This is a genomic window from Vibrio sp. J502, assembly GCF_025397955.1.
Classification (GTDB): Bacteria; Pseudomonadota; Gammaproteobacteria; order Enterobacterales; family Vibrionaceae; genus Vibrio; species Vibrio anguillarum.
Genome location: NZ_CP104554.1, coordinates 1593559 through 1619024, shown reverse-complemented (window position 1 = coordinate 1619024; position 25466 = coordinate 1593559). Strand labels below are relative to the sequence as shown.

The 25466-nt window shown below is 46.4% G+C and carries 19 protein-coding genes, 1 tRNA gene and 1 pseudogene; 14 read left to right on the top strand and 7 right to left on the bottom strand.

Annotated features, from left to right (window positions below):
* Positions 1-4: 4 nt before the first annotated feature.
* Complete coding sequence (gene minD / locus N5E84_RS07510; protein ID WP_013857214.1) at positions 5-817, bottom strand: septum site-determining protein MinD; 813 nt, start codon at positions 815-817, stop codon at positions 5-7.
* Between the two features lie 19 nt (positions 818-836).
* The gene (gene minC, locus N5E84_RS07505; RefSeq protein WP_013857213.1) at positions 837-1499 is read right to left on the bottom strand and encodes a septum site-determining protein MinC; all 663 of its coding nucleotides are present in this window, start codon (positions 1497-1499) and stop codon (positions 837-839) included.
* 199 nt (positions 1500-1698) lie between these two features.
* Here minC and N5E84_RS07500 point away from each other — a divergent pair, with 199 nt between their 5' ends.
* From N5E84_RS07500 to N5E84_RS07480, 5 genes are all read left to right on the top strand, one after another.
* Positions 1699-1980, top strand: coding sequence for a YcgL domain-containing protein (locus tag N5E84_RS07500; RefSeq protein WP_019282017.1), 282 nt, complete (start codon positions 1699-1701; stop codon positions 1978-1980).
* 23 nt (positions 1981-2003) lie between these two features.
* Positions 2004-2972 carry a lytic transglycosylase domain-containing protein gene (locus N5E84_RS07495; RefSeq protein WP_013857211.1) on the top strand — a complete coding sequence of 323 codons (969 nt, stop codon included), beginning with the start codon at positions 2004-2006 and terminating at the stop codon, positions 2970-2972.
* A 61-nt stretch (positions 2973-3033) separates the two neighbouring features.
* The gene (locus N5E84_RS07490) at positions 3034-3981 is read left to right on the top strand and encodes a LysR family transcriptional regulator (RefSeq protein WP_019282016.1); all 948 of its coding nucleotides are present in this window, start codon (positions 3034-3036) and stop codon (positions 3979-3981) included.
* Between the two features lie 218 nt (positions 3982-4199).
* Complete coding sequence (locus N5E84_RS07485) at positions 4200-5405, top strand: NupC/NupG family nucleoside CNT transporter (protein WP_019282015.1); 1206 nt, start codon at positions 4200-4202, stop codon at positions 5403-5405.
* A 378-nt stretch (positions 5406-5783) separates the two neighbouring features.
* On the top strand, positions 5784-8324 hold the full coding sequence (locus N5E84_RS07480) for an Ig-like domain-containing protein (RefSeq protein WP_029388184.1): 2541 nt from the start codon (positions 5784-5786) through the stop codon (positions 8322-8324).
* Between the two features lie 105 nt (positions 8325-8429).
* Here the strand turns inward: N5E84_RS07480 and folD are convergent, their stop codons facing one another.
* Complete coding sequence (folD, locus tag N5E84_RS07475; protein WP_029388183.1) at positions 8430-9290, bottom strand: bifunctional methylenetetrahydrofolate dehydrogenase/methenyltetrahydrofolate cyclohydrolase FolD; 861 nt, start codon at positions 9288-9290, stop codon at positions 8430-8432.
* A 201-nt stretch (positions 9291-9491) separates the two neighbouring features.
* Here folD and N5E84_RS07470 point away from each other — a divergent pair.
* A tRNA-Arg gene (locus tag N5E84_RS07470) sits at positions 9492-9568 on the top strand.
* 233 nt (positions 9569-9801) lie between these two features.
* Positions 9802-10908 carry a M23 family metallopeptidase gene (locus N5E84_RS07465; protein ID WP_029388182.1) on the top strand — a complete coding sequence of 369 codons (1107 nt, stop codon included), beginning with the start codon at positions 9802-9804 and terminating at the stop codon, positions 10906-10908.
* A gap of 118 nt (positions 10909-11026) precedes the next feature.
* Here N5E84_RS07465 and N5E84_RS07460 read toward each other — a convergent pair whose 3' ends face one another.
* A complete protein-coding gene (locus tag N5E84_RS07460) occupies positions 11027-11440 on the bottom strand; it encodes a VF530 family DNA-binding protein (protein ID WP_013857204.1) in 414 nt (137 codons plus the stop codon).
* A gap of 332 nt (positions 11441-11772) precedes the next feature.
* Between N5E84_RS07460 and N5E84_RS07455 the strand changes: the two are divergent.
* The 3 genes and pseudogenes from N5E84_RS07455 (at position 11773) to N5E84_RS07445 (ending at position 15735) form a co-directional block, all read left to right on the top strand.
* A pseudogene (locus N5E84_RS07455) lies at positions 11773-13111 on the top strand (ferric reductase-like transmembrane domain-containing protein).
* Positions 13112-13313: 202 nt separating this feature from the next.
* The gene (locus N5E84_RS07450) at positions 13314-14213 is read left to right on the top strand and encodes a homocysteine S-methyltransferase family protein (protein ID WP_010317152.1); all 900 of its coding nucleotides are present in this window, start codon (positions 13314-13316) and stop codon (positions 14211-14213) included.
* Entirely contained in the window at positions 14200-15735 is a 1536-nt protein-coding gene (locus N5E84_RS07445) for a BCCT family transporter (protein ID WP_069211941.1), read from the top strand. Before N5E84_RS07450 ends, N5E84_RS07445 begins: the two co-directional genes overlap by 14 nt.
* A gap of 97 nt (positions 15736-15832) precedes the next feature.
* On the opposite strand, the gene N5E84_RS07440 is transcribed toward N5E84_RS07445, so the two are convergent.
* Positions 15833-17614 (bottom strand): alpha-amylase family protein, encoded by a 1782-nt coding sequence (locus N5E84_RS07440; RefSeq protein ID WP_019282012.1) that lies wholly within the window; start codon positions 17612-17614, stop codon positions 15833-15835.
* A 197-nt stretch (positions 17615-17811) separates the two neighbouring features.
* On the bottom strand, positions 17812-19050 hold the full coding sequence (locus N5E84_RS07435; RefSeq protein ID WP_029388181.1) for a DEAD/DEAH box helicase: 1239 nt from the start codon (positions 19048-19050) through the stop codon (positions 17812-17814).
* Positions 19051-19374: 324 nt separating this feature from the next.
* On the opposite strand from N5E84_RS07435, the gene N5E84_RS07430 reads away from it, so the two are divergent.
* Positions 19375-20148 carry a hypothetical protein gene (locus N5E84_RS07430; protein WP_019282010.1) on the top strand — a complete coding sequence of 258 codons (774 nt, stop codon included), beginning with the start codon at positions 19375-19377 and terminating at the stop codon, positions 20146-20148.
* A 47-nt stretch (positions 20149-20195) separates the two neighbouring features.
* Here N5E84_RS07430 and N5E84_RS07425 read toward each other — a convergent pair whose 3' ends face one another.
* Positions 20196-21563 (bottom strand): L-serine ammonia-lyase, encoded by a 1368-nt coding sequence (locus N5E84_RS07425; protein WP_029388180.1) that lies wholly within the window; start codon positions 21561-21563, stop codon positions 20196-20198.
* Positions 21564-21686: 123 nt separating this feature from the next.
* On the opposite strand from N5E84_RS07425, the gene N5E84_RS07420 reads away from it, so the two are divergent.
* From N5E84_RS07420 to N5E84_RS07410, 3 genes are all read left to right on the top strand, one after another.
* Positions 21687-23156 (top strand): protein adenylyltransferase SelO, encoded by a 1470-nt coding sequence (locus N5E84_RS07420; RefSeq protein WP_019282008.1) that lies wholly within the window; start codon positions 21687-21689, stop codon positions 23154-23156.
* 117 nt (positions 23157-23273) lie between these two features.
* Positions 23274-24002, top strand: coding sequence for a response regulator (locus N5E84_RS07415; RefSeq protein WP_029388179.1), 729 nt, complete (start codon positions 23274-23276; stop codon positions 24000-24002).
* A gap of 2 nt (positions 24003-24004) precedes the next feature.
* Positions 24005-25459: an ATP-binding protein gene (locus tag N5E84_RS07410; RefSeq protein WP_019282006.1), complete on the top strand. Its 1455-nt coding sequence runs from the start codon at positions 24005-24007 to the stop codon at positions 25457-25459.
* The last annotated feature ends 7 nt before the right edge of the window (positions 25460-25466 follow it).

Sequence of the window (25466 nt, the reverse complement as noted above, 5' to 3'; positions counted from 1 at the left end):
AATATTAACCCCCGAAAAGTCGTTTAAAGATGCCCTTTTTCTGCTCCGTTAGAAAACGAAACTCGACTTCTTGTCCTAATAAGCGCTCGACAGCGTCAGCATAAGCTTGGCCTGCGTCTGATTGATCGTCAAAAATAACCGGAACACCTTTGTTGGAGGCATTAAGCACCGCTTGGCTTTCTGGGATCACGCCAAGTAAAGAGATATGTAAAATCTCTTCAACATCTTCCACGCTCAACATTTCACCTTGTGTCACGCGAGTAGGGTTATAACGAGTTAATAAAAGGTGCTGTTTAACAGGTTCTAACCCTTGCTCTGAGCGCATTGATTTGGAATCCAAAATCCCTAAAATGCGGTCCGAGTCGCGCACGGAAGAGACTTCAGGGTTCGTCGTTACAATCGCTTCATCAGCAAAGTACAAAGCCATCAACGCGCCTTGCTCAATACCTGCTGGTGAGTCGCAAATGACGAAATCAAAGCCCATCGTATCGAGTTCATCCAAAACGCGCTTTACGCCCTCTTTGGTGAGCGCATCTTTATCACGGGTTTGTGAGGCAGGCAGAATAAACAAGTTTTCGGTGCGTTTATCTTTGATCATCGCTTGGTTAAGTGTCGCCTCACCGTTGATGACGTTAACAAAGTCGTACACCACGCGGCGCTCACAACCCATGATTAAGTCAAGGTTACGCAGACCGATATCAAAATCGATGACCGCTGTCTTTTTACCTTTTAAAGCCAAGCCAGAAGCAATTGCTGCGCTTGAGGTTGTTTTACCAACGCCGCCTTTTCCTGACGTTACAACAATAATGCGTGCCATTATGTTTTCCTTGTTAATTTTAAATCGTGAGCGTTTCAAAATGCAGTGAATCATCAACCATGCTGAGCATCACTTTCTTCTGCCAAAACTCACTTTCAATTTGATCGCTAAGCCAATAATTTCCAGCAATGGAGACCAGCTCTGCTTGTAAATCGTGACAAATAATTTTTGCTTCCGTTTGGCCGCTGGCACCGGCAATGGCCCTTCCGCGCAGTGAACCATGAATGTGAATTGAACCATCGGCGATCACTTCGGCCCCCGCGCTGACGTGATTGAGGATCACTAAATCGCTATCTTTGGCATACACTTGCTGGCCAGAGCGAATGGGCGTGCGAATCACCTTGGTTGGCGCTATTTGAGCGGGAGCTTGAGAAGGCGACTTGCTTGCTGCCATCACGGCAAAGCCAGCTTCTGAGGCTAAGTTTTGGCTGCGTTTATCACGGCAACCTGTCACACCGACCGGGATCATTCCCGCTTCAGTGATGCCTTGTTTAAGTATCGCAAAATCAATATCGCCAATCACTTTAGCAATATTGATCACCACAGGTGCAGAGGCAAAAAAAGCAGGAGCTTGGGCGACTTTTTCCTTGAGAAACTCAACGGTATTGGCAACTTCACTGTCGCAAAGGTGTAACACTGACAAAGTAAAACTGCTACCTTTTAGGTCAGGAGTATTCGACATCTTATATTGACCTCAATAACTAATGGCTTCACTAGAAAGGGCGTTGCCTGAAACTAGGGTTGTCATGTTATATTCCCTGACTTAGCTCAGCAAGTTATCTTGCGGTCAAATGTTTGTTTTAATCTTAAATTTGGTAAAAGTTTAACGTTTCTAACTTAATTGGCTCGAAAAGCCAGTTTATTACAATAAAAGGTTTGTCATGCTTTGCTCTATCTACAAAAGCTCTAAAAAAGAAGGTACCTATCTCTATATCCCCAAAAAGGATGACTTTTCACAGGTTCCTGACACATTAATGGCGATGTTCGGTAAGCCTACTTTAGTCATGGTAGTGAAACTGGAAGGGCGTACACTTGCCCAAGTGAACATTGAAAAAGTAAAAGATTCTCTAGAAAATGAGGGCTTTTTCCTACAGTTACCGCCACCGCCACAAAATTTATTAGAACAATATAAGCAGCAAAAGGCTCAGCAAAAAGATAGCTAAGTTTTCAGCTCAAGGAGGACGATTTGAGAAAGTTATTGTCAGTCGTATTGGGATTAAGCCTCTCCACGCCATTGATGGCGAATGAGGTTAGTTTTGAACACTATGTTGAAGGCTTGAAGCAGCAAGCACGAAATGAAGGCATTTCAGAGCAAATTTTAATCGATGCGTTTAAAAATGTGGAGTACAAGCCACGTGCTGTGACGGCCGATCGCAATCAACCAGAAAAGAAACTGACGCTGGATGAATATATCCCACGCGCGGTTCCAGAATGGAAAGTGAACCAAGCAAAGGCGCTGTATGAAAAGCACTATGCAGAGCTTAGCCGCATTGGCGAACAATATGGCGTACAGCCGCGCTTTATCGTGGCTTTGTGGGGCGTAGAAAGTAATTTTGGTGCGTTGACCGGTGGTTTTAGTGTTATTGATGCGCTGACGACTATGGCTTATGACGGTCGTCGAGAAGAATTTTTCCGCAAGGAGACGATGGCCGCGTTGCAAATTCTACAGCAAGGTCATATCCAAGCTGATGAGATGAAAGGTTCATGGGCTGGCGCGATGGGACAATGCCAGTTTATGCCGAGTTCGTTTTTGGCGTTCGCTTCCGATGGTAATGGCGATGGCAAAAAAGACATTTGGCGCTCAAAGGAAGATGTATTCGCGTCGACGGCCAATTATCTCAGCCAATCGGGATGGGATGATAAATACACTTGGGGCCGTCAAGTTAAAGTTCCGCATGGCTTTGACCGCACTTTAGAAGGGCGACAGCCCGAAAAAGGGAAATCATTGAGAGAGTGGAACAAGCTCGGTATTACCCGTTACGAAGGTAAACCACTGCCTAATTTAGACAACGTTCAAGCTTGGCTTATCATGCCAGATGATGAAAATGGCCGCGTTTACTTGGTATACAACAACTATAATGTGTTGATGAAGTGGAACCGTTCATATTATTTCGCCCTCGCGGTGAGCCATTTGGCGGATAGAATTACCTATTGATTTGAACCTTAATTGAACGCAAAGGGCTCATCATGAGCCCTTTGCTATTTCTGGAGAGCGTGTGCTAGTTGAACGTGCAGGGCAAATGGTGATATTTGCTGCGTTAATCAAACATCAAGGCTTTACCGCTGCGGCCAAAAGCTTAGGCGTATCAGTATCGCATGTTAGTAAGCAGTTGGCCTTACTGGAAGCCTCGCTCGGGGTGAAGCTCGTTCAGCGAACCACCCGCAGCTTCACCACAACCGAGGCTGGAGAGGCTTTTTATCGCCATTGTATTGCGGTCGTTGGGTTGATGGATGCTGCGCAGTCTGAAATGGAAAGCCAGCGTGATGAGGTGTCTGGGCTGATTAAGCTTGGTCTTTCACAGTCGTTTGGTTCTTTGCACATTTTGCCAGCACTGGAGGCGCTTCGTCAGCGTTATCCAAAACTGCAAGTGGAAGTGCATTTGTTCGATTATCGAGTCGATATGCTCGAAGAAGGGCTTGATTTGTGGGTGACCAACAACGAACATTTGCCGGAAGGGTACGTGGCGCAGCGTCTCGCCGATTGCCAATTTGTGCTGGCGGCGTCACCGGAATACTTATTAAACCATTCACCCCCTCAGACACCTGGTGATCTGTTAGGTCACAACTGCCTTATCTACCGCAGTTGGGAGCGAGATTACACCAGTTGGTCGTTTGCTAATCCAGAGCAAAAGGTCAACATCAATGTGTCGGGTAACTATTCGGTGGATTTAGCCGAAGCCGTGCGTGACGCCGCCGTGGCAGGGTGGGGTGTTGCTTACTTGGCGACTTATTTAATTCGAGATGAATTTCGAACTGGTAAACTGATCCAGTTGTTGCCAGATTGGCACGCAAATCAAAGTATGCCTTTTTATGCGGTTTACCCGAGCCGACAACATATGCCGAAGAAAACCTCAGCCGTGATTGAATTTATCAAGGCTTTAATCGGTACACCTTGCTACTGGGATACTCAGTTAGAGCCTTACATCCGTTTGACAAAAGTGTAATGAGTACGAATTATTATTTCCCAACTCAGAAACATCTTTTCTATATGGAAAAGATAAGCCTAAGCAATCGTTTAGCTTGTTACAAATCAACAGCTTGAAATAAGAGGCTTAAGGCTGCTATTTTTAAGCACACCTCTGTAACATTTGCGACTTGCGCATTCGTTTTCGCACGATAGAATGCGCGCCTTTCCTATCCCCGTTATCTGGATTGACAGCAAATGAACTCATTACTTGGCGTCGTCGCCATCTTATTTACGGCTTGGCTACTTTCTACCAATAGAAAAAACATCCAATTTAGAACCGTGTCGCTCGCTTTTTTATTGCAAGTAGGCTTTGCACTATTGGTTCTGTATGTCCCTATGGGGAAAGAAGTGCTCAACAGTGTCACGGGTGCGGTATCGAATTTGATCAATTATGGGCAAGAGGGAATTGGCTTTCTCTTTGGCGGTTTAGCCAATGGTAGCGTTGGTTTTGTGTTTGCGATTAATGTGCTTGGCATCATCATTTTCTTCTCCGCTTTGATCTCCGGTTTGTACCACATTGGTTTGATGCCTAAAGTGATTAATTTGATTGGCGGTGGTTTGCAAAAATTATTGGGTACGGGGCGTGCAGAGTCACTGTCAGCCACGGCGAACATTTTTGTCGGCATGATTGAAGCGCCGTTAGTCGTTAAGCCCTATTTAAAGCACATGAGTGATTCGCAATTTTTTGCGGTGATGACGTGTGGCTTAGCCTCGGTTGCGGGCGGAACGTTAGTTGGCTATGCCTCACTGGGCGTTAACCTTAACTATCTTATTGCGGCGGCATTTATGTCAGCTCCAGCCGGTTTGTTGATGGCGAAAATTTTGGTGCCGGAAACCGAAGCGCAAAGTCAGCAGGTGGCCAACGAAGAGGTTGAGATACCAAAAGCAACCAATGTGGTTGAAGCCGTGGCTGATGGGGCAATGTCTGGGCTTCGTATCGCGGTTGCGGTTGGGGCAACGTTACTGGCCTTTATCAGTGTGATTGCGCTACTCAACGGCCTATTGGGCTGGGTGGGCGGTCTGTTTGGCTTAACCCTTAGTTTTGAATTGATTTTAGGCTACCTATTTGCTCCAGTTGCGTGGCTGGTGGGCATTCCATGGAGCGAAGCGATGACGGCAGGCTCACTGATTGGTAATAAAATTGTCGTGAACGAGTTTGTCGCTTTTATCCAATTGATGGACGTAAAAGATTCGCTCAGTGAACATTCTCAAGCGATTGTAACTTTTGCTCTGTGCGGCTTTGCCAATATTTCGACCATGGCAGTATTGATCGGTGGTTTGGGCAGTTTGGTGCCAGAGCGTCGCAGCTTCATCTCTCAATATGGTTTTCGAGCGATCAGCGCTGGCGTGCTGGCTAACTTGATGAGTGCTGCACTTGCTGGGGTTATTTTGTCGCTATAAACGTAGCGTTTCTATTGGTTACGAAAACCCACCATACATTTTGTATCTTCGATGCCGGCTGACAGAGCCGGCATTTTTATCCATCCATCTCACCAAAATAATATTGACCATATCAATTTCTCAACGACGTGTGATTAGGTAAGTTCGTGAAGTCCGCCGAAAAAGATTTGCAAGCGGTGTTGATGTTGAAATTATGCCGTGATTTTGAGCTGAGATAATTAAAATTATCAGTTATTTAGAGTGCAATTCTCGTCCTCTAGCTTATTAGTTATATACCCTGCCTACTTGATGTTGCCTTGTCTTTATCTCGCGTATTGCAGGCCACCACGTCAAGTTACTTGGGAACGGGTTAATTATTCATAAGCAAAGGAGAGAACAATGAGTTCTTATCTACTCAGAGCCGCCATTATTACAACGTTAGGGATAAGCTACCAAGCTCAAGCCTATAACTGTGATGGCTTGGGCTCTTGGGATACGGCCGCCATTTATACGTCCGGCGATAAAGTGACGCAATCTAACGCAGCCTATCAAGCTAACTATTGGACGCAGGGAAATGATCCTGCAAGCAATAACGGCCCCTGGGCATTTTGGCTATCACTCGGGCAGTGTGACAGCGGTGGTGGCAATGTTCCACCCACGCTAAATCTCGTTTCTCCTGCCAATAATGCACAAATCCCACAAGGCAGCTTAATCACGCTGCAAGCCACGGCGTCTGATAGCGATGGTAGCGTGGCACAGGTTGAATTTTTGATTGATGGCGTGTCGATCGCCGTCATCACACAAGCGCCTTTCCAAACCGATTGGACTGCCGCTTTAGGCGCAACTCAAGTGACTGCAATTGCCACTGATAATCAGGGTGCGACTACGTCAACAGCGTCAACCATCTCGGTTACGCCTGTTGGTGGTTTAGTGCCTCCTTCCATCTCCTTAACCAGCCCAACAGGTGCTGAGCAGCTAGCGGCTGGTGACTCATTGACGCTAAGCGCTAATGCCACCGATTCGGATGGAACCGTCACGCAAGTTGATTTTTATGTGGATGGACAACTCGTCGCTTCAGATACTTCAGAACCTTATGCCCACGATTGGACTGCTGTCTCAGGCTCTCACACCTTTAAAGCCAAAGCGACGGATAATGATAACCAAACGACTCATAGCCAAGAGGTCGCCTTGGTTGTATCTGGAGGCTCAAGTGGTGGTTGTGCAGGTTTAGCAACCTATGTGGCGGGTAGCAGTTACGCTGCAGGCGAACTGGTGCAAAACAATAATCAAAAGTTCCGTTGTGATATCGCAGGTTGGTGCTCTTCCAGCTCAGCGTGGGCCTATGAGCCGGGCAAAGGAAGTTATTGGCAAGAAGCGTGGACCGGAATGGGCGCGTGTGCCACGCCACCTACCGTTTCATTGACAAGCCCTGTTGATAATGAAGTGATTCTGGCTGGTTCTACCATCCTGCTCAGCGCACAAGCTAATGATGCCGATGGCAGTGTAATACAAGTGGAATTTCTTGTTGATGGCACGAGCCTTGGCGTAGTAAACCAAGCGCCTTACTCGGTTGAGTGGGTTGCGAGCAAGGTCGGAAGTACCACACTCAAAGCCATCGCAACCGATAATGACAATAATAGCGCTGAAAGTCAGATTAACGTTTCAGTGAGCGATCAAGCGTTAGTGGTGTCGTTAACATCGCCAACGTCAGGGCAAACCGTCGGTTTGGGTAAACCAGTCAATATTGCTGCCAATGCGACGTCACTCACTGGTGCTGTTTCTAAAGTCAATTTCTTAGTGAATGGAGCGGTGGTCGCAACTGATACCAGTGCGCCTTATGCCTACACTTGGACACCTACGGCTATCGGCGAATACACAGTGGCTGCGCAAGCTTATGATGCAGGCAGTAGTGTATTGTCAGACGCAGCTGCCGTGAAGGTGGTTGAACAGACACAGAAAAAGCACAAATTGATCGGTTACTGGCATAATTTTGTCAATGCTGCTGGCTGCCCAATGCGTCTCGCTGATATGTCTGATGCGTGGGATGTGATCGATATTGCATTTGCCGATAATGACCGCAACAGTAATGGAACCGTGCATTTCAATCTTTTCGCAGGCGATGCGCATAGTAGCTGTCCCGCTTTAGATGCTACCCAGTTCAAGCAAGATATGGCGGCTTTGCAAGCCAAAGGCAAAGTTTTTGTTTTGTCACTTGGTGGCGCGGAAGGCAACATTACGCTCAATACTGACAGTGATGAAGCGCACTTTGTTGATAGTTTGACGGCGTTGATCAAAGAGTGGGGTTTTGATGGCTTGGATGTTGATTTAGAAAGTGGTTCTAACTTAATGCATGGCTCGCAAATTCAAGCGCGCTTGGGCCGGGCATTAAAGCAAATTGAAGCCAACATCGGCGGTGATATGTACCTGACCATGGCACCAGAACACCCTTATGTTCAAGGAGGAATGGTGGCTTATAGCGGCATTTGGGGTGCGTATATTCCTATCATCAATGAGGTTCGTGACACACTCGATCTACTTCATGTTCAGCTTTATAACAACGGTGGGTTACCAAACCCTTATCTACCGGGTGCAGCTCCTGAAGGTTCGGTGGATATGATGGTCGCTCAATCAAAAATGCTGTTAGAAGGGTTTGATTTGGCCGATGGTTCACGCTTTGAACCACTGCGTGACGATCAAGTTGCAATCGGTTTGCCTTCTGGCCCGAGCTCTGCCAACTCTGGGCAAGCGCCCACGCAAAACATTCTTGATGCGTTGGACTGCTTAACCAAGGGAACCTCTTGCGCGACGGTGAAACCGAGTTTCAACTACCCTAACTACGGTGGTGTGATGACATGGTCTATTAACTGGGACGAACACGACGGCTACAATTTCTCTAGGCCAATAGGCAACAAACTGACGCAAATGAATAATGCCCAATAAAGGCTAAGTTGGTTTATAACGCAAGAACCCCAGCGCAGTGCTGGGGTTCTTTTTGGCTCGCTGATCATAGCTATCAATAACTACTAGCAATAATCAATAACAAGATCAGTTATTGGGGTGAAATTGTTCGCACGCCAACAGGGTGTTTTCAATCAAACTGGCAACCGTCATTGGCCCGACACCACCCGGAACAGGGGTGATCAAGCTTGCTTTGGTGCGCGCTACATCGTACTCGACATCGCCAATCAGTTTGCCTGACTCCAAGCGGTTGATGCCCACATCAATCACCACGGCACCTTCTTTAATCCATGCACCGGGAATAAAATTGGGTTTACCAACGGCCACCACCAACAAATCAGCTTGGCGAACATGGTGCTCTAAATCTTTAGTGAAGCGATGGCATGTGGTTGTGGTGCAACCAGCCAGTAGCAGCTCTAACGTCATTGGTCGGCCGACAATATTGGATGCGCCCACAATCACTGCATGCTTACCACGCAGTTGAACGTTATAGCGCTCAAGCAAAGTGATGATCCCTTTGGGCGTGCAAGAGCGCAGTTTAGGAATGCGTTGGGCTAAACGGCCCACATTGTAAGGGTGAAAACCATCGACATCTTTTTCAGGAAAAATGCGTTCAAGCACATGGGTTGTGTCAATCCCAGCAGGTAAGGGCAGTTGCACTAAAATGCCGTCAATTTCAGGGTCGGCATTGAGCTTATCGATTAACGCCAGTAGCTCCTCTTCACCTGCAGTTGCTGGAAGATCATAGGATTTAGAAACAAAACCCACCTCTTCACAAGCACGACGTTTGCTGCCGACATACACTTGTGACGCAGGATCTTCTCCCACCAGTACCACCGCCAGCCCCGGAGCGCGAAGGCCCACTTGAGTGCGAGCTTTTACCCGCGCCGCTACTTCAGAGCGAACCGTCTGGGAGATGAGTGTCCCATCAATATTTTGAGCAGTCATGGCTTTCCTTACACATTGGTCGCAAATATTTTTGGGCGCATTGTCGCAGATATTTAAAGTAACATCCATAAGCAAACGTTTGCTTTGTTCTGTTTTTCGTCACATGGTTAGCGAATGGCAGTTTTTTAGGCATTTGAAACAGAATGTTAGAGAAAGCGATTGATTTACGGAGTTCAACTCGTATAATCCTGTCCCTGTAGCGCGCCCTTAGCTCAGCTGGATAGAGCACGTCCCTTCTAAGGATGTGGTCGTAGGTTCGAATCCTACAGGGCGCGCCATTTATTCAAGAAAGCCCCGATAACTCAAAAAGTTGTCGGGGTTTTTGTTTTTCATGTTCATCCGTTCGGTTTTTTACTCCGATGGTACTTTTGTGCAGAGTGTTGATAATTTCATCGCTTTCATCTTATTACATCTTGCTCCTACTGGCCTCGCAAAACGCACCTTCTTAGCTATCCCACGAATATTTTGTGCCACACTCTATGTGAAATTTAATTCATATGAAGGGTGCGTAATGAATCTAACCAAATCTTCTTTAGTGACATGGTTTATCTGTTTTAGCCCAATGGTGGTAAGCCATCAGTTGTATCCTGATGTCGATACTCCACGGCTTAACGAAGCGCAGCTTGCAGAGAGTCAACTGCCATTTTCTCTGATTAGCGATGATGAGTTTGTTTTTCGACCTCATCAACGTCCTTTCAATATTGAAGATTTTATTGGTACCCATCAGCCACATTGGCTTGAGCTTGTCGAGTCAGTTAGCCATTGGGCTGGGGCAACGGGGGTTGATCCTCGAGTGTTATTGACCACTTTAGCGTTATTAGAACAAGAGAGTGCTTCGGAGCAAAGCTTGGACGATAGACAGCGGCAGATCAAAGATATTGCGAATCAACTGTCTCAGCGTTTCTATCACTATCAAGAAAGTTCATCGGCTCTTCAATACAATGCTGCGACGTTAGCGGTCATGCAGCAATTGAATCGGGTGGATGATTGGGCATTATGGAAATCGCAATATGAGCTTTGGTTTGGTGCTTTCAGCGAACCACAAAACACACCAGCTCCTATGCGTATGGGAAACCTCATTGCTTCGCCTAGTGAGGGGTTTATGCAGTGGCCATGGCGCAAAGGGTATCAGTGGATACCTAACGGTACGCATGCGCACAGTGGTTCAGGCTTTCCGCTTTCTTCAATCGACGTTTCTTACGATTGGCCAGCTTGGGGCGCGCCAACTTACAGTGTAACGGCCGCGCATGATGGCTACGTGTCGGTGATGTCTCGGTGCCAACTGCGCGTGACGCATCCAAACGGTTGGGCGACGAACTATTACCATATGGACGGAATCCAAGTCGCGAATAATCAGTGGGTGACGAAAGACAGTAAGTTGGGTGTTTATGCTAACCAGCGCTCCATTGCTTTGTGTGAAGGTGGATCGCCCACCGGCCCTCACTTGCACTTCTCATTGCTTTATCAAGGGCGTTTTCAATCTTTACAAGGTGTGAGTTTTGGGCCATATAAGGTTCAGACTGGGCGATATAGTTACGATAATCATTGCCAATATACATGGCTGTATGACCAACGTAAGCAGCAGAAAGTCTGCTTATGGCAACCTATTTATAATTAAGGTTCACGCTGAAATGTTGTGATGGAAAATGTTGGTGCAAGGTTCTCTCTTACACCAACATTCATTTTGTGCTCAACCGATTTGTTGTGTCGTGAGCCGATCACTGACTTATCGTTCTTTAACGACGAAACGAACGGTTACGTGCGGAACGCTCTTTATGGGCAGAAGCCGCTTTAGCCTGTGAGTTTAAAATGGAATCAACCGTCAGCTCCATTGGCTCTTTAGGTTTGAGGCCATGTGGGAAAGTGCGCGCGCGCGGTGGCAGATCATATTCTTCAGCTGAAGCGCGTGGCATACGTTTAAAGCGATATAGGTAGAAGTTTTCTACTTTCTCTCTCGCCCAATCGGTTTTATTGAGATATTTCACGCTGCTGGCAACCGATGGGTTGGTATGGAAGCAGTTAAAACGCATTGCCGTATCGAGAATATCCCAACCGTAAAAATCCACTAGTTCTTGCAGTAATGTTTCTAACTTAAGACCGTGTAATGGGTTATTTCTTTGTAATTCAATTCTTTCTTCTTCAGTCATCATAACGAGTTCCTAAGTAGTTCACTAACCGAGGCCAGCAGTGGTGTATGGTTTTCGTTGGTTTTTTATTCAAACAACGTGGCATCACGAATGATCATCTCTTAACACGCTAGTTGAAGGGGCCGCATTCTAACAGAATTCAGTGACCCTCCCTAAGATTATCGTGCGGAAGATCAGCGTTGTTTGATTGGTCAGATTTTTCTGCGTTCAATAAAAAGGATATAGCGCTTAAAGAGCTTGGATTGCCGTCTTTACACAGATTTACTTGTTACTTCATCTACTTTACGTTGTGCTTGTTACTCTTAGATAACCTTTCTATTTAAGTGGTTATTGTGATGAGCAGAGTAAGCAAAACGGTATTGATTGTGATGGTGGTTGTCTCGGTATTATGGATGCAAGCCGAGCCAACGCTTTTGGTGTCTGAAAACCTCTTCAAGTGGCGATCGGCTTTTATTCAGTGGTCAGGCATTTTGTCCATTGTGGCGATGTCATTGGCTATGGTGCTGGCGCTTCGTTTGCCCCTTGTTGAACAGTGGACACAAGGAATCGATAAAGGCTATCGGATACACAAATGGCTGGGTATTTCGGCCACGTTGCTTGGTTTATTTCACTGGCTTTGTTACCAGATACCGAAATGGATGATTGCACTTGAGCTCCTGACTAAACCTAATCGGCTCAATGGCTCTGGTCCACAGGGGAACTTGTCGGGTTTTGCGCTTTGGGTAAAAGAGATGCGCCCGATTGGGTTAGCCATTGGCGAATGGGGGTTCTACTCATTATTACTGCTGGTGGGTGTATCACTGTGGCTAACCATTAAATACAAACCGTTTCGCTTATCGCACCGTTTGATGGCGGTGGTGTACCTTTTGCTGGCTGGGCATTCGGTATTATTGTTGAAAAAGGCGTATTGGGGCTGGCCGATTTATTGGTTAGTGTTGATGTTTATTGCGCTTGGCTCCGCGGCAGCAACCTACAGTTTGTTTGGATTTGTGGGCCGAAATGCACGTTATTCAGCGAAGATTAGCGCATGCCACTACTGCGCAGCGAGCCAAACGTTAGAGTTAAGAGTTAAGAGTTAAGATGGAGAAACCTTGGCCCGGGCATAAAGCAGGGCAGTTTGCCTATTTGACTTTTGTTGGCGAAGAGCCACATCCGTTTACTATTGCTTCGTACAACGAGGCTAATGAGCTGCGATTTTTGATCAAAGAGCTCGGCGATTTTACCACAGGCCTTTATAAGAGAATTACCGTGGGTGAGCCGATTGAGGTCGAAGGTCCATATGGACGATTTGAGTTTTATAGTGATAGGCCACAAGTCTGGATTGGTGGCGGTGTCGGCATCGCTCCATTTATGGCTGGGTTAGATTATTTACACACGGTAAAAGCGCATCCGGCTACTTATCTGTTTTTCTGCTGCCACCATGCAGAGCAAGCCCTGTGTGATGAGCTTAAGCAGAAAGCATTGCGTGCAGGTGTCTCCCTCACCGTGATTGATTCAAGCATTGCGCCGCATTTGTCTGCCGAGACTATTGCTCGCCAGTGTGGTGATTTAAGCGGTTTTGAGTTTTTCTTTTGTGGCCCTGTTGCCTTTTCACGGACTTTAAAACAGGCGTTGAAGCCTTACCATGTAGACGTTGAAACTCAGTTCCATGAAGAGTTGTTTATGATGCGTTAAGGATGGTTTGTGAAATGACCAAGCCCAATGTTTTTTACGAATGACAGCATGAATAACAGATAGTGGCCTTGCGAAAAAGAATAGATAAATCAAGTTACTTACTTGAATAAAATTCATATTGCACTTCAATGTTATTCACTATGATTTTGCTCACAGAATGTTTCAATGGCACTGACCAATAAAGCATTATGGATACGATATTATGAGCAAATTAACTCTTCTTGATGGTGGTATGGGGCGTGAATTAAAAAGAATTGGCGCCCCTTTTTCTCAGCCACTTTGGAGCGCGCAAGCGCTGATTGAATCTCCACAACATGTTCGTTTAGCTCACCAAGGATTTATTGATAGCGGTGCCGACATCATCACGGTGAATAGCTATGCGTGTGTCCCTTTTCACTTGGGCGAGTCACTATATCAAACCGATGGTGCAAGGTTAGCGAGCTTAGCCGCGCAGATTGCTGCGGAAGTAGCACAACAGTCAGAACGTCCGATTTTAGTGGCGGGTTCTATGCCACCGGCGATGGGAAGCTATCGGCCTGATCTCTTTCAAGCCGAAGTCGCGCGAGCGATTTCACTCACTTTGTATCAAGCACAAGATCCTTATGTGGACGTCTGGTTGGCGGAGACGATTGCCAGTTTAGAAGAGTTGAGCATGATTCAATCGGTGTTTGCCTCATCAACCAAGCCTTGCTATTACGCACTGACTCTGAAAGATGACACTAATATCGCACAATTGCGTTCTGGGCAGTCGGTCTCTGAAGCGGCAGAACAAATCTGCTCTGCGGGTGGGGCGGGCATTTTCTTTAACTGCTCAATACCTGAGGTGATGGCTGATGCCATTCAACAGGCGAAAACCGTGTTGGAAGGCCGAGCGCAAAAGATTGAAATCGGCGTTTATGCAAACAGTTTTACGCCGATTAAATCGGATCACGCTGCCAACGAAACCGTACAAGCCATGCGTGAGTTTAGTGCAGAAGATTATCTCGCATTTGCCAAGCAGTGGTATGCCCTCGGTGCAACCGTGATCGGCGGATGTTGTGGCATCACCCCTCGCCATATTCAAGCACTTTATGAATGGAGGCGCAGTTTTGAAAAATCTTAATTATGGATTGGCTTTTCCTGCGATTGCGTTAGTGCTTGTTTTGTTAACGGTATCTGCGCTTTATCCAGCCACCTCTCAAGCGATGGCGGCGCAAGCTATGGGCTGGGTGAGCCACTGGTTTGGCTGGTTAGTACAGATGGCAAGTTTGGCGTTAGTGGTTTTTTTACTGTGGCTGGCGTGTTCGAAATACGGCCGTATTCGTTTAGGTGAAGAAAAAACCGAATACAGTAATTTTTCTTACGGCGGGATGATTTTTACCGCTGGCGTCGGGGCGTCACTCATTTACTGGGCGATAGGTGAACCGATGTATTACTTACAATCGCCGCCGTTATTTGCTGAGCCCAATAGTTATCCTGCTGCGGCATGGGCCGTTACCTACTCTATTTTTCATTGGGGCATTACAGGCTGGGCGATTTACTGCTTTCCAGCGATTCCGTTTGCTTACGCATTTTATGTACAAAAAAAGCGCACGTTAAAAGTTTCCAGTTTGTGTTCTTCGGTAGTGGGTGACCATCCTTTGGTGGCAAAAAGTATCGATCTATTGTCGATTTTTGGTACGTTGGCCGCGTTTGCTAGCTCGCTGGCCTTAACTGTGACCTTGGTCAGCACCGGTGTGGCAGAGCTGTTACAGATTGAGAATAGCCTTGGCTTACAAGGCGCAATCATTGTGCTTTTTGTGGCTGCGTTAGTGGCTGTGATGGGGGTTGGTTTTAACCAAGGCATCAACGCGATTTCTAACTGGACAGTCAGCATGGCGGTGTTGTTTGCCCTGTTTGTATTATTGGCGACTCAACCTTCTTTCATTCTTAATAGTTTCACTGACTCATTGGGCGTGATGTTGGATAATTTCTTTAGAATGTCATTGTGGACAGACCCTGTTCAGCAAAGTGGTTTTGCACAAGGCTGGACTCAGTACTATTGGTTTTGGTATTATGCGTACTTGATTATGATGGGCCTATTCATCACGCGAATTTCTCGTGGACGAACGATTCGTGAAGTAGTTTTGTACACCATCTCGATGGGCGCTTTGGGCTGCGCATTTTTTATCTCCATTTTTGGTGGCTATGCGGTGTGGGCTCAAATGTTGGGCGGTTTACCCGTTCAGGGCTGGATGGCGGAAGGTGGCTTAACCTACGCAGTGGTTTCATTGATAAAAACCTTGCCTGGGGGAAATGGGGTGCTTGGGCTATTTTTGCTCATTCAGTTTTTATTGATGCTGACCACTATGTCCAGTGCGAGTGTTGCGACGGCGATGCTCACCACCAATGAATTGGCTTTGAATGGTGATCCCGATAACCGAGTAAAATTACTTTGGGCCTGTGCGATTGGGCTGATCAGTTTAAGTGTATTTTTGGCTGGGGGAGGGATTGAAACCATTAAGTCGCTTTGTGTGGTCGCAGGCCTTCCTATGATGTTCATTTACGCCATCATGCTCAAAACCTTTTTACATACTTTAGGTATTTTGCCCAATCAGCATGAGCGGGAATCTGATCAAGAACCCGTGTTAATGAAAGTCACTTAAAGCAAGCCTTAACCTTATAGCGTTTAGCAAAACAAGCCAGCACGATGAAGATGCTGGCTTGTTGTATTGAAATAAGACCAATGACTCTCTTTGAGGTTTAAATATTATTGAGAACCATGAAATGGGTCGAAAGTGGGGTGAAGTCGATCATCACATAGCTCTCTTGTTCGTTGACGAAGAGCGTCAGCGTTTGTTGATTTAGCGGGTCGAATAGAGTGTGCTCACCACAGGTTAACTGCCAATAAGTGGTCAATGCTTTAGGTAAATGCAGTTTTACGGTTTTGCCACTTGTGGCACTGAAGTTCGCCGCGATGATCAGCTTTTGTGACGGGTTAGAGCGAGCAAAGGCAAATAAGTAATCTTGTTGGTCGGAGAAGTGTTCAACATTGGCGGCGTACAGATCATGATATTCACCGGTCAGTGCGGGGCTCTGTTTGACTAAATTCAGTAATGTTGAGTAGAAATGGCGCAGCTGCTTCTCGCTCTCGTTTAATTGGCCACCATCAAATGCGCCGTTATTCATCCATTTTTGGTGTTGTGGAACACCGATATAGTCAAAAATAGAGGTGCGAGAAGGCTGGCCAAAGCCGGCATGTTCCGCTCCCGGTTCGCCCACTTCTTGCCCAAAATAAAGCAAGGTCGGTGAGCTGGATAAACAGGCTGAAATCAACATGGCTGGGCGTGCTTTATGTGCTTCCCCTGCAAATTCAGGCGAGGCAATTCTCTGCTCGTCATGGTTTTCCAAGAAATGCAGCATGTGATGCTCAATGTCGCGCAGTTGATATTCAATACGCCCAATCTCTTTAGTTGAACCGTGTCCTTGTATGATGGCTTTGAGACAATCGTAAAGGTCAACTTTGTCGTACAGATAGTCCATTTTGCCGAGCTGGATATAATCGCGGTATAAATCTGGCTGATACACCTCTGCCATTAAAAAAGCATCGGGGTTGTGTAGTTTAATTGCCGAGTTGAGATAGCTCCAAAATTCAATCGGTACCATTTCGGCCATATCATAACGAAAGCCATCCACGCCTTTATCGATCCAATAAAGGGCGATATCCCGAAATTTACGCCATGAATCCGGGACACTTTTGTCTTGCCAGAAAACGGCGTGTTCAAAGTGAGATAGAAAACGGTATTGCTGCGGAAGTTCGGCAAAATCTTTGCTTCCATCAGGTTTGATGCCGTAGTTTATTTTGACGGTTTCATACCAATCATCGATGTTCGGCTTGGCTAAACGAGATCCATTGCCTGTCCATTTTGCTGGGTGTTCGTAAAACGGGGTGGCTAAATCTGGGTGGCATTCACCGCCCAACGGTAGTAATGAGGTGTGCATATCTGGCAGTTTAAAGGGGGTGTCGGGTAGGTAATAGAAGTTATTGTCCCTGGCGTATTGCATACTGGTATCATCATTTTCACCAAAATCATTGACTCCGACAGGGTTATTGAGCCCTTGATATTGGCGCGCCACGTGGTTAGGGACAATGTCGATGATGACTTTCATGCCCGCTTGGTGTGTACGCTTAATCAAGGCTTCAAATTCGTGATTACGCTGAGCTGGGTCGTCGGCTAAATCAGGGTTTATCGAATAGTAGTCTTTAATGGCGTAAGGCGAGCCCGCTCTACCTTTGACAACACTTGGGTGATCATTCTCTATTCCCCATGCACGGTAATCACCCACCAGTGCGTGATGTAAGACACCGGTATACCAAATATGAGTGATCCCAAGTTGATTAATTGCATTGAGTGCATCGTCAGTGAAGTCACTTAATTTACCGACGCCATTTTGTTCTTTCGTTGCCCAAGGTGTGTTGCAACGGTTTGTATTACCGAATAAGCGCGTGAAAACTTGATAGATAGTGTATTTGTTGTAAGCCATAACGTGTCAACCTAAGCGATGATGGGATGCGAGAAATAGGAGATGAGTTGCAGGCTAATAGAAGTTGATGAAGACAGAATCATCCTTGAGTCGTGATTTTGGGGCGTAGAGAGAAAGAAGGCGTAAAAGTGTGATGCGGGAATGGTTTAGTCAACAAAATCCCACCGGGCGGTGGGATTTGTAAAGAAGCATTATGCTTATGAGCGTTTTTCTTGTTTAGGGCGAGGGCTACGACGCGGTACACTTGAGTGCTCGTTATCACGCTTTTTCAAGTGGTAATTTAAAATGGAAATAGGCACGTCTTTTTTCGGTGTGAAACCTTCAATTTCTTTACGCACAAGCAAATGTCCTAAGCGGCTTTCAATCATGCACAAGTTTTTAAAATCATCGCGTGATACGAGAGAAATTGCTTCACCGGTTGCACCAGCACGACCGGTTCGTCCAATACGGTGAATGTAGTTCTCCGCAGGATAAGGCAAGTCGTAATTCACCACTCTTTCTAAGTTATCAATATCAATACCGCGCGCGGCAACGCCCGTTGCAATCAAAAATTGCAGTTTACCTGCTTTGAAATCGGCTAATAATTTTTCACGAACTTCTTGGCTACGGCCACTGTGAAACGCCTCTGCCGCAATGCCACGCTTTTCCAGTTGGCTCGCCAGCTTTGCCGCACCGTGTTTGGTTTCGATGAAAATCATCGCCTGTTGCCATTGGTTTTCAGTAATCAAATGGCTCAGTAGTGCAGATTTTTGATCTTTATCGACAGTGATAATCCACTGCTCAATTTGATTTGGCGTGCGGTTGTAACCAGCGACATCAATTTCAATCGGATCATTAATGGCTGATTTGGCCAACTCGCGCACTGGGCGAGAAAGGGTCGCCGAAAACAGCAAGTTCTGACGGTTTAGTGGTAGGCGATCAACAATTTTATTGATGTCTTCAATGAAACCCATGTCGAGCATGCGGTCAGCTTCATCCATCACCAACACTTCAAGCTCATCAAAATGAACGGCGCGTTGGCCATACATATCAAGCAAGCGCCCCGGCGTGGCGATCAAAATATCCACCCCTTCAATCAAGCGTTGTTTTTGTTTTTGCGAATCGACACCGCCGTACATCGCAAGGCAGGTTAAGGGCAGATACTTGGCGTATTGAGTGACGTTCTCTTCCACTTGCAGAGCCAGTTCGCGCGTGGGCGCTAAAATTAATGCACGAACACGTTTGGCGCGCTGAGTTGTTCCTTGACTAAGCATCTGCAAAATGGGCAGTACAAAGCTAGCGGTTTTACCCGTGCCGGTTTGCGCTGCCGCAATGACATTTTTACCCGTCAAAATGGCAGGGATTGCCTGTTCTTGAATCGGTGTTGGGGCAGAATAGCCGAGTTCGTGAACGGCTTTTAAGATTGGATCGCTCAATCCTAGGTTGGAAAATGGCATGCGGGCTCTCAGAGTTAAAAAGTCAAAACAGTTAGCAAGCGATGGCTTTCTCATCGTAAGGCGCTACGCCCTAATACTTTGAGTGCAACTCATCGCAAATTCGGCGCATTCTAGCATGAACTCTTCAAATGCGGTGAGATACCTCAGTGTCAGCGATTGTCTCTTTATTCAGAATAGCACCTCGTTGCCGAGTCGCTATTCTGAGATACCAATAAGATTGTTATCAATGAGTGCAGGGAGTTGGATTGGCATCACAGAGCTTTTAGAACAAGTGGGATCTATTTTCGATATATTAACCTTACTTATTTGTCAGGGAATAGATTCATGGAATATCAGCAGCTACCGATCCAGTATACTGTGGTGAGTGCGTTAAAATTAGTCCAAAAAAATTGGCTGACTCTCATGCTGCAATCTTCACCTTTTTTGGTGGTGAATCTCTATTTCACGATTGGTGTTGTTGATTTTGATGATCCACAACAGTTGTTCACATTAACGAATGTCATTGTTTATGTGCTTTATACGGTAACGGCGGCGATGGCGACAGTGCGCTTGCATCGTTTGGTTCTGTTGGGTGAAAAATCTTGCCGTTTGAGCACGATTTTTTACTTAAGTTCGCGTGAATTGCGCTTTATTGGATGGTGGGCCGCGTTAGGCGCTATGCTGTTTGCCATTCTAATCATACCCATGTTTATCATTGGCTCGCTGGCAAATATAGTGACTATGCCAATGTGGTTAATCCAGCTTTGTACCTATGCCGCAATGCTGCCTATTGGCTGGTTTATCTCCCGCTGGTCATTAGTTTTGCCAGCAACAGCACTAGATCATCAACCTAGAGGTTTGAGTGTCGCGTGGCAAATGTCAAAGCCCCACGCCAAAGCACTATTTGTGCTGATAGGTGTGATCCCCATGCTTATCAACGCACTACTACAGCCCTTGTTTAATCTGCATTTTCTGCCATTGACATTACTATTGTCACTCGTCTGGTTAGTGGTTTGTGCGGTTGAGATTTGTGTGTTGTCGCTCAGCTTTCAGTGGATTGTGCAGCGAGAAGCGATTACCCAGAACCAAGAGTTACGCATTCCTGAATTTACCGCTTAAACAAGCCCTGTATTCACACAGGGCTTGATGAGGATTGAACGGTATTACTATTCACAAGGTGGTGATAGGTGGATTAACGCTAAGCCGCCTAACGAGGTTTCTCGATATTTCCGATTCATATCTTTCCCCGTCTGGTACATGGTCTCAATCACTTTATCTAGAGAAATTAAGCATTTGCTGGTCCGTTTTAGGGCCATGCGTGAAGCGTTAATCGCTTTCACGGCTCCCATTGCATTGCGTTCGATACAAGGGACTTGAACTAAGCCACCCATTGGGTCGCATGTCATACCCAATGAATGCTCCATGGCAATTTCAGCCGCCATGCAAATTTGTTCGTTGCTGCCACCTCTTAGCGCGGTCAACCCTGCCGCTGCCATTGAGGAAGAGACTCCAATCTCCCCTTGACAGCCTACTTCGGCCCCCGAAATAGAAGCATTGGTTTTGTACAAAATACCAATAGCGCCAGCCACGGCGAGAAAATCTTTCAACTGCTTAGTGTCAAGCTCTCGGATAAAGCGGTGGTAATACATTAATACGGCGGGTATCACTCCTGCCGCGCCATTGGTTGGCGAGGTGACCACTTGCCCTCCCGCTGCATTTTCTTCACTGACCGCGAAAGCAAACAGGTTAATCCAGTCCATGATCTCCATTGGGTCACTCTCAATCGCCGCGTTAGCTTCCAGCTTTTTGAGCAGTGCTGGTGCGCGGCGCGTGACATGCAATCCACCTTCGAGAATGCCTTCCGTTTCAAAGCCGCGCTGCATACAGAGTGACATCACTTTCCAAATTTGATCGGCTTTGTGGTTAATCGTTTCAAGATCATGAAACGCTATTTCATTGCGCAAAACGAGACTGCCTAAACTTAAGCCATGTTTTTCGGCTTTAAAGAGTAATTCATCAGCAGAAGTAAAAGGAAATTCGACCTCCACGGGTGCATTTGCACTACCGTGTTCTAACTCTTTGGCAGTAGCAACAAAGCCGCCTCCCACTGAGTAGTAAGTTTCAAAGGCTAACGTTTCTCCTTGCGCTCCCAAAGCGGTAATCGTCATGCCATTTTCATGCAAGGGAAGATTAGTATTTTGGAAGAGGAGGTCTGTTTTTAGCTGGAATGGAATGAGCTGTTTTCCCGCTAAATTAAGCTCGCCGTGTTCAATAGCATGCGCTAGCGCTTGATTGGCGCTGGTGATTTTGATGGTGTCAGGCTTATTGCCCAGCAGGCCTAATATCACGGCGCGATCCGTGTGGTGGCCACGTCCTGTAAGTGATAATGAACCGTAAAGGTCAATCTGCACTCTTGCCACTTGCGTTAAATCAGCAATGATTTGGCTAAATTGATAGCCCGCAATCATTGGCCCATTGGTGTGTGAGCTAGAAGGGCCCACACCAATTTTAAAAATATCAAAAATGGATAACATCGACTTCACCTTGAATGTGACCTGTAATAGGTGACAACTTTGCCTAATAATACCCTAGTCTAGAGCTCAAGTATTTGCTAACGTGCAAAAGTCTAACCAAAAACCATATTATGAGGACTTCGCATGTCGATTTGGGATGAAGTAACACTGCACACTCGCTATGGTGAATTACCCTCGGCTTTTTATTCTCAAGTGAACCCAGCGCCTTTAGACAATGTGCGTTGGGTTGCTTGGAATGCCTCACTGGCTGGCGATTTGTCTTTACCAGCACAACCTAATGATGAGCTACTGCACGGCCTGTCTGGCCAAGTTATTCCCGCGCAATTTAAGCCATTAGCGATGAAATACGCGGGCCATCAATTTGGTATTTATAACCCTGATTTAGGTGATGGCCGTGGGTTACTGTTGGCCGAAATCGAGAGTAAAACGGGTGAAGTGTATGATCTGCATTTGAAAGGTGCAGGGCTTACGCCTTATTCGCGTATGGGGGATGGCCGCGCCGTACTGCGCTCCACTATTCGCGAATACTTGTGTAGTGAGGCGATGACGGGTCTTGGGATTGCGACCACAAGAGCATTAGCGATGATGAGCAGTGACACGCCTGTTTATCGAGAAAAACAAGAGCGAGGTGCGCTGCTAGTACGTGTAGCGCAGAGCCATATTCGCTTTGGCCATTTTGAACATTTTTTCTATACCAACCAATTAGCAGAACAAAAACAGCTGGCTGATAAAGTGATTGAGTGGCATTACCCTGATTGCCTTACACAAGAAAAACCTTATGCGGCCATGTTTAGTCACATTGTTGATCGCACCGCTAAGATGATTGCCGATTGGCAAGCGGTTGGATTTGCTCATGGCGTAATGAATACCGACAACATGTCTATCCTCGGTCAAACCTTTGACTACGGTCCTTTTGCTTTTCTCGACGATTATGAACCGACTTATATTGGCAATCACTCCGATTATCAAGGCCGCTACGCGTTTGATCAGCAGCCGCGCGTGGCGTTGTGGAACCTGTCCGCTTTAGCACATGCATTGTCACCGTTAGTGGAAAGAAGCGATCTGGAAGCGGCTCTCGCTCAGTTTGAAGCGCAGCTCGGCCGTTATTTTAGCCAGCAAATGCGTCGTAAACTGGGGTTGCTGACCTCTCTACCCGGTGATTCGGTGTTGTTTGAGCAAATGTTTGAGTTATTAACCAAAAATCACACCGACTACACTCGTTTTTTCCGGCAATTATCCAATTTGGATCACGAAGGGGAGCAACCTGTATTGGATCTCTTCATTGACCGCGGCGCGGCACAAGTTTGGCTTGAACAGTATCTGGCTCGTTGTGAGCGAGAAATCGACAGTTCGGGGAACGCGATTTCGATTGAGCAGCGCTGCGCAGAGATGAGAAAAGTGAATCCGAAATATATTTTGCGTAATTATTTGGCTCAACAAGCGATCGATAAGGCAGAACAAGGTGATTACCAACAAGTGCACCAATTAGCACAATTGTTAGCCAACCCATATGCCGAGCAGCCGGAAAAGAGTCATTTTGCCCAGCTTCCTCCTGAATGGGGGAAAAAAATGGAAATCAGTTGTTCCTCATAAGTAACGCATTTTGTGATCTCTATCTAGACAGAATTCAAACTTTACATAAATATCAATAATCAAAAAAATGACCTATAGCTACACTAGGCCGATCAGTTGAAAATATGGATAGTGGACATGCAGGCAAGAACGCGCATTCTAGTCGTGGATGATGACGAAGAGATTCGGCAATTATTAGATGAGTACTTGACGAAGTCTGGTTTTGATATCGTCACCACCGCGGATGGCATCGAGCTATTAGCCTATTTGGAACGTAACAGTTATCCCGATCTTATTTTGTTGGATGTGATGATGCCCGGAGACGATGGTTTTACTTTATGCCAAAAAATCCGTCGTCATTCGAACGTTCCTATTATTATGTTGACCGCGGTTTCTGATGAAACTGACCAAATCATTGGTTTAGAAATTGGTGCGGATGATTATGTGGCGAAACCTTTTAACCCTCGTCAGTTAATGGCGCGCATCAAGGCTTTGCTGCGCCGGGTACAAGTCAATGATGAAAAAATAACCGATGCGTTGCCCAAACAAATTACGTTTGGTGATTGGCAACTCGATACCTTGTCACACCGAATTACACATCTAGAGCGTGCCGATGAGCATGACTTGTCGGGCAGTGATTTTGCACTACTGATGCTGTTTTTAACCCGGCCTAAGGAAGTGCTTGATCGCGATACCATCTCATTTGCTACTCGTGGACGTGAAGCGCTCCCTTTTGAGCGAGGTATCGACGTGCAACTTAGCCGTTTACGTCAGCGATTGGGTGATAGTGCAAAATACCCTCACTACATTAAAACTATGCGTGGCAACGGCTATATTCTGGCCGTTCCGGTCAGTTACGGCCATTAAAAATGACGCTAAGACGTCTCTTTTCACGCTTAAAACCCAACTCTCTTGTCTCACGAACACTGCTGCTGACTTTGTTGGCGGTGGTGATAGCGCAGGGCATTGCAACGGCGATTTGGTACAGTCAATCTAAACAAAAAGAGTTGGAAGGGATCAGTTCCGTTTCTTCTAGCATGGCTGGTATGTTTGCTTCCACCGTGACCTTTTTTCAATCACTACCCGTCAAGTATCGGCATATCGTGCTGGATCAAATTCGCAATATGGGGGGAACCCGTTTTTTTGTCTCATTCAATAAAGAGCCATTGACTGTGGAGCCGATTATCGATACGCCGCTCAAGCGAGCTTCAGTCGACGCGGTGAGGGAAGTGTTGCAACAAAAGCTCAATAACGTTGAGAGTATTCAAGTTGAATTTACCAAACCAGAATATTTGCGGTTACTAAAAAACGATATTTTTCTCAGCGACTTACCCAAGTCCTGGGCCTACCATACACTCACACTTGAACCGCTAAACCCGCCAGTGCTGGTGGTGCAAATCGAACTATCAAGCCATGAATGGGTTTACGTGGCGGCGCTACTTCCCGCTCCATACGTGAAATTGGATGACACTCTACTAAGAAAAGAGCAGATCTTATTTCTCTTTTTTTCCACCACCATTTTGTTAGCGTTGACCTACTTGCTTATGCGCCGCCAAGTTCGGCCACTGAGAAATTTAGCCAAAGCGGCGAATGAGATGAGTATGGATATTGCCCAGCGTCCCTTGCGTGAAGAGGGGGCGACAGAATTGATCACGGCGACCCGCGCATTCAATCGTATGCAGCAACGAATTCGACGTTACGTGGCCGATAGAGAGCATCTGTTTTCTGCCATCTCTCATGATTTAAAAACACCCATCACCCGCTTACGCCTAAGGGCTGAATTGCTCGAAAGCGATGTTAAGCGCGAAAAATTTAACCGCGATCTCGATGAGCTAGAGATGATGGTTAAAGGGGCATTGCAGTGCGTGCGAGATACCGATTTACACGAAAATAACAGCAGTATTGATCTCAATGAGATGATTCAGACGATTGTTGAAGGGTACAACTTAACTCGCCAAGTGGTCCATTTTACGCCTACACAGCTTGAACCGATAATCGCTAAGCCTCTAGCTATTCAACGAGTATTGACAAACTTGATTGGCAATGGCGTGAAGTATGGTCAGCAAGTGTGGGTGAAGTTGGAAGAAAATCCAGAGTGGGTGGTTATCACCATTCAAGACCAAGGCCCGGGGATCCCGATAGATAAATTAGAAGCTGTCTTTGAGCCCTATTTTCGCCTTGCCGATGATGACCAAGGCCACGGTCTTGGCCTTGGAATATGCCGAAGTATTTTACATGGACACGGCGGAGATCTCATTTTACGCAATCCAGCTCATGGTGGTCTGGAAGCACAAGTCTTTATCCCACCTACGTTAGCGGTGTAGTGTAACG

What these genes read in the sequence shown, in the direction of transcription:
- minD (WP_013857214.1), bottom strand. Translation starts at nt 817, where the DNA reads ATGGCACGCATTATTGTTGTAACGTCAGGAAAAGGCGGCGTTGGTAAA.
- minC (WP_013857213.1), bottom strand. Translation starts at nt 1,499, where the DNA reads ATGTCGAATACTCCTGACCTAAAAGGTAGCAGTTTTACTTTGTCAGTG.
- N5E84_RS07500 (WP_019282017.1), top strand. Translation starts at nt 1,699, where the DNA reads ATGCTTTGCTCTATCTACAAAAGCTCTAAAAAAGAAGGTACCTATCTC.
- N5E84_RS07485 (WP_019282015.1), top strand. Translation starts at nt 4,200, where the DNA reads ATGAACTCATTACTTGGCGTCGTCGCCATCTTATTTACGGCTTGGCTA.
- N5E84_RS07480 (WP_029388184.1), top strand. Translation starts at nt 5,784, where the DNA reads ATGAGTTCTTATCTACTCAGAGCCGCCATTATTACAACGTTAGGGATA.
- folD (WP_029388183.1), bottom strand. Translation starts at nt 9,290, where the DNA reads ATGACTGCTCAAAATATTGATGGGACACTCATCTCCCAGACGGTTCGC.
- N5E84_RS07465 (WP_029388182.1), top strand. Translation starts at nt 9,802, where the DNA reads ATGAATCTAACCAAATCTTCTTTAGTGACATGGTTTATCTGTTTTAGC.
- N5E84_RS07460 (WP_013857204.1), bottom strand. Translation starts at nt 11,440, where the DNA reads ATGATGACTGAAGAAGAAAGAATTGAATTACAAAGAAATAACCCATTA.
- N5E84_RS07450 (WP_010317152.1), top strand. Translation starts at nt 13,314, where the DNA reads ATGAGCAAATTAACTCTTCTTGATGGTGGTATGGGGCGTGAATTAAAA.
- N5E84_RS07440 (WP_019282012.1), bottom strand. Translation starts at nt 17,614, where the DNA reads ATGGCTTACAACAAATACACTATCTATCAAGTTTTCACGCGCTTATTC.
- N5E84_RS07435 (WP_029388181.1), bottom strand. Translation starts at nt 19,050, where the DNA reads ATGCCATTTTCCAACCTAGGATTGAGCGATCCAATCTTAAAAGCCGTT.
- N5E84_RS07430 (WP_019282010.1), top strand. Translation starts at nt 19,375, where the DNA reads ATGGAATATCAGCAGCTACCGATCCAGTATACTGTGGTGAGTGCGTTA.
- N5E84_RS07425 (WP_029388180.1), bottom strand. Translation starts at nt 21,563, where the DNA reads ATGTTATCCATTTTTGATATTTTTAAAATTGGTGTGGGCCCTTCTAGC.
- N5E84_RS07420 (WP_019282008.1), top strand. Translation starts at nt 21,687, where the DNA reads ATGTCGATTTGGGATGAAGTAACACTGCACACTCGCTATGGTGAATTA.
- N5E84_RS07415 (WP_029388179.1), top strand. Translation starts at nt 23,274, where the DNA reads ATGCAGGCAAGAACGCGCATTCTAGTCGTGGATGATGACGAAGAGATT.
- N5E84_RS07410 (WP_019282006.1), top strand. Translation starts at nt 24,005, where the DNA reads ATGACGCTAAGACGTCTCTTTTCACGCTTAAAACCCAACTCTCTTGTC.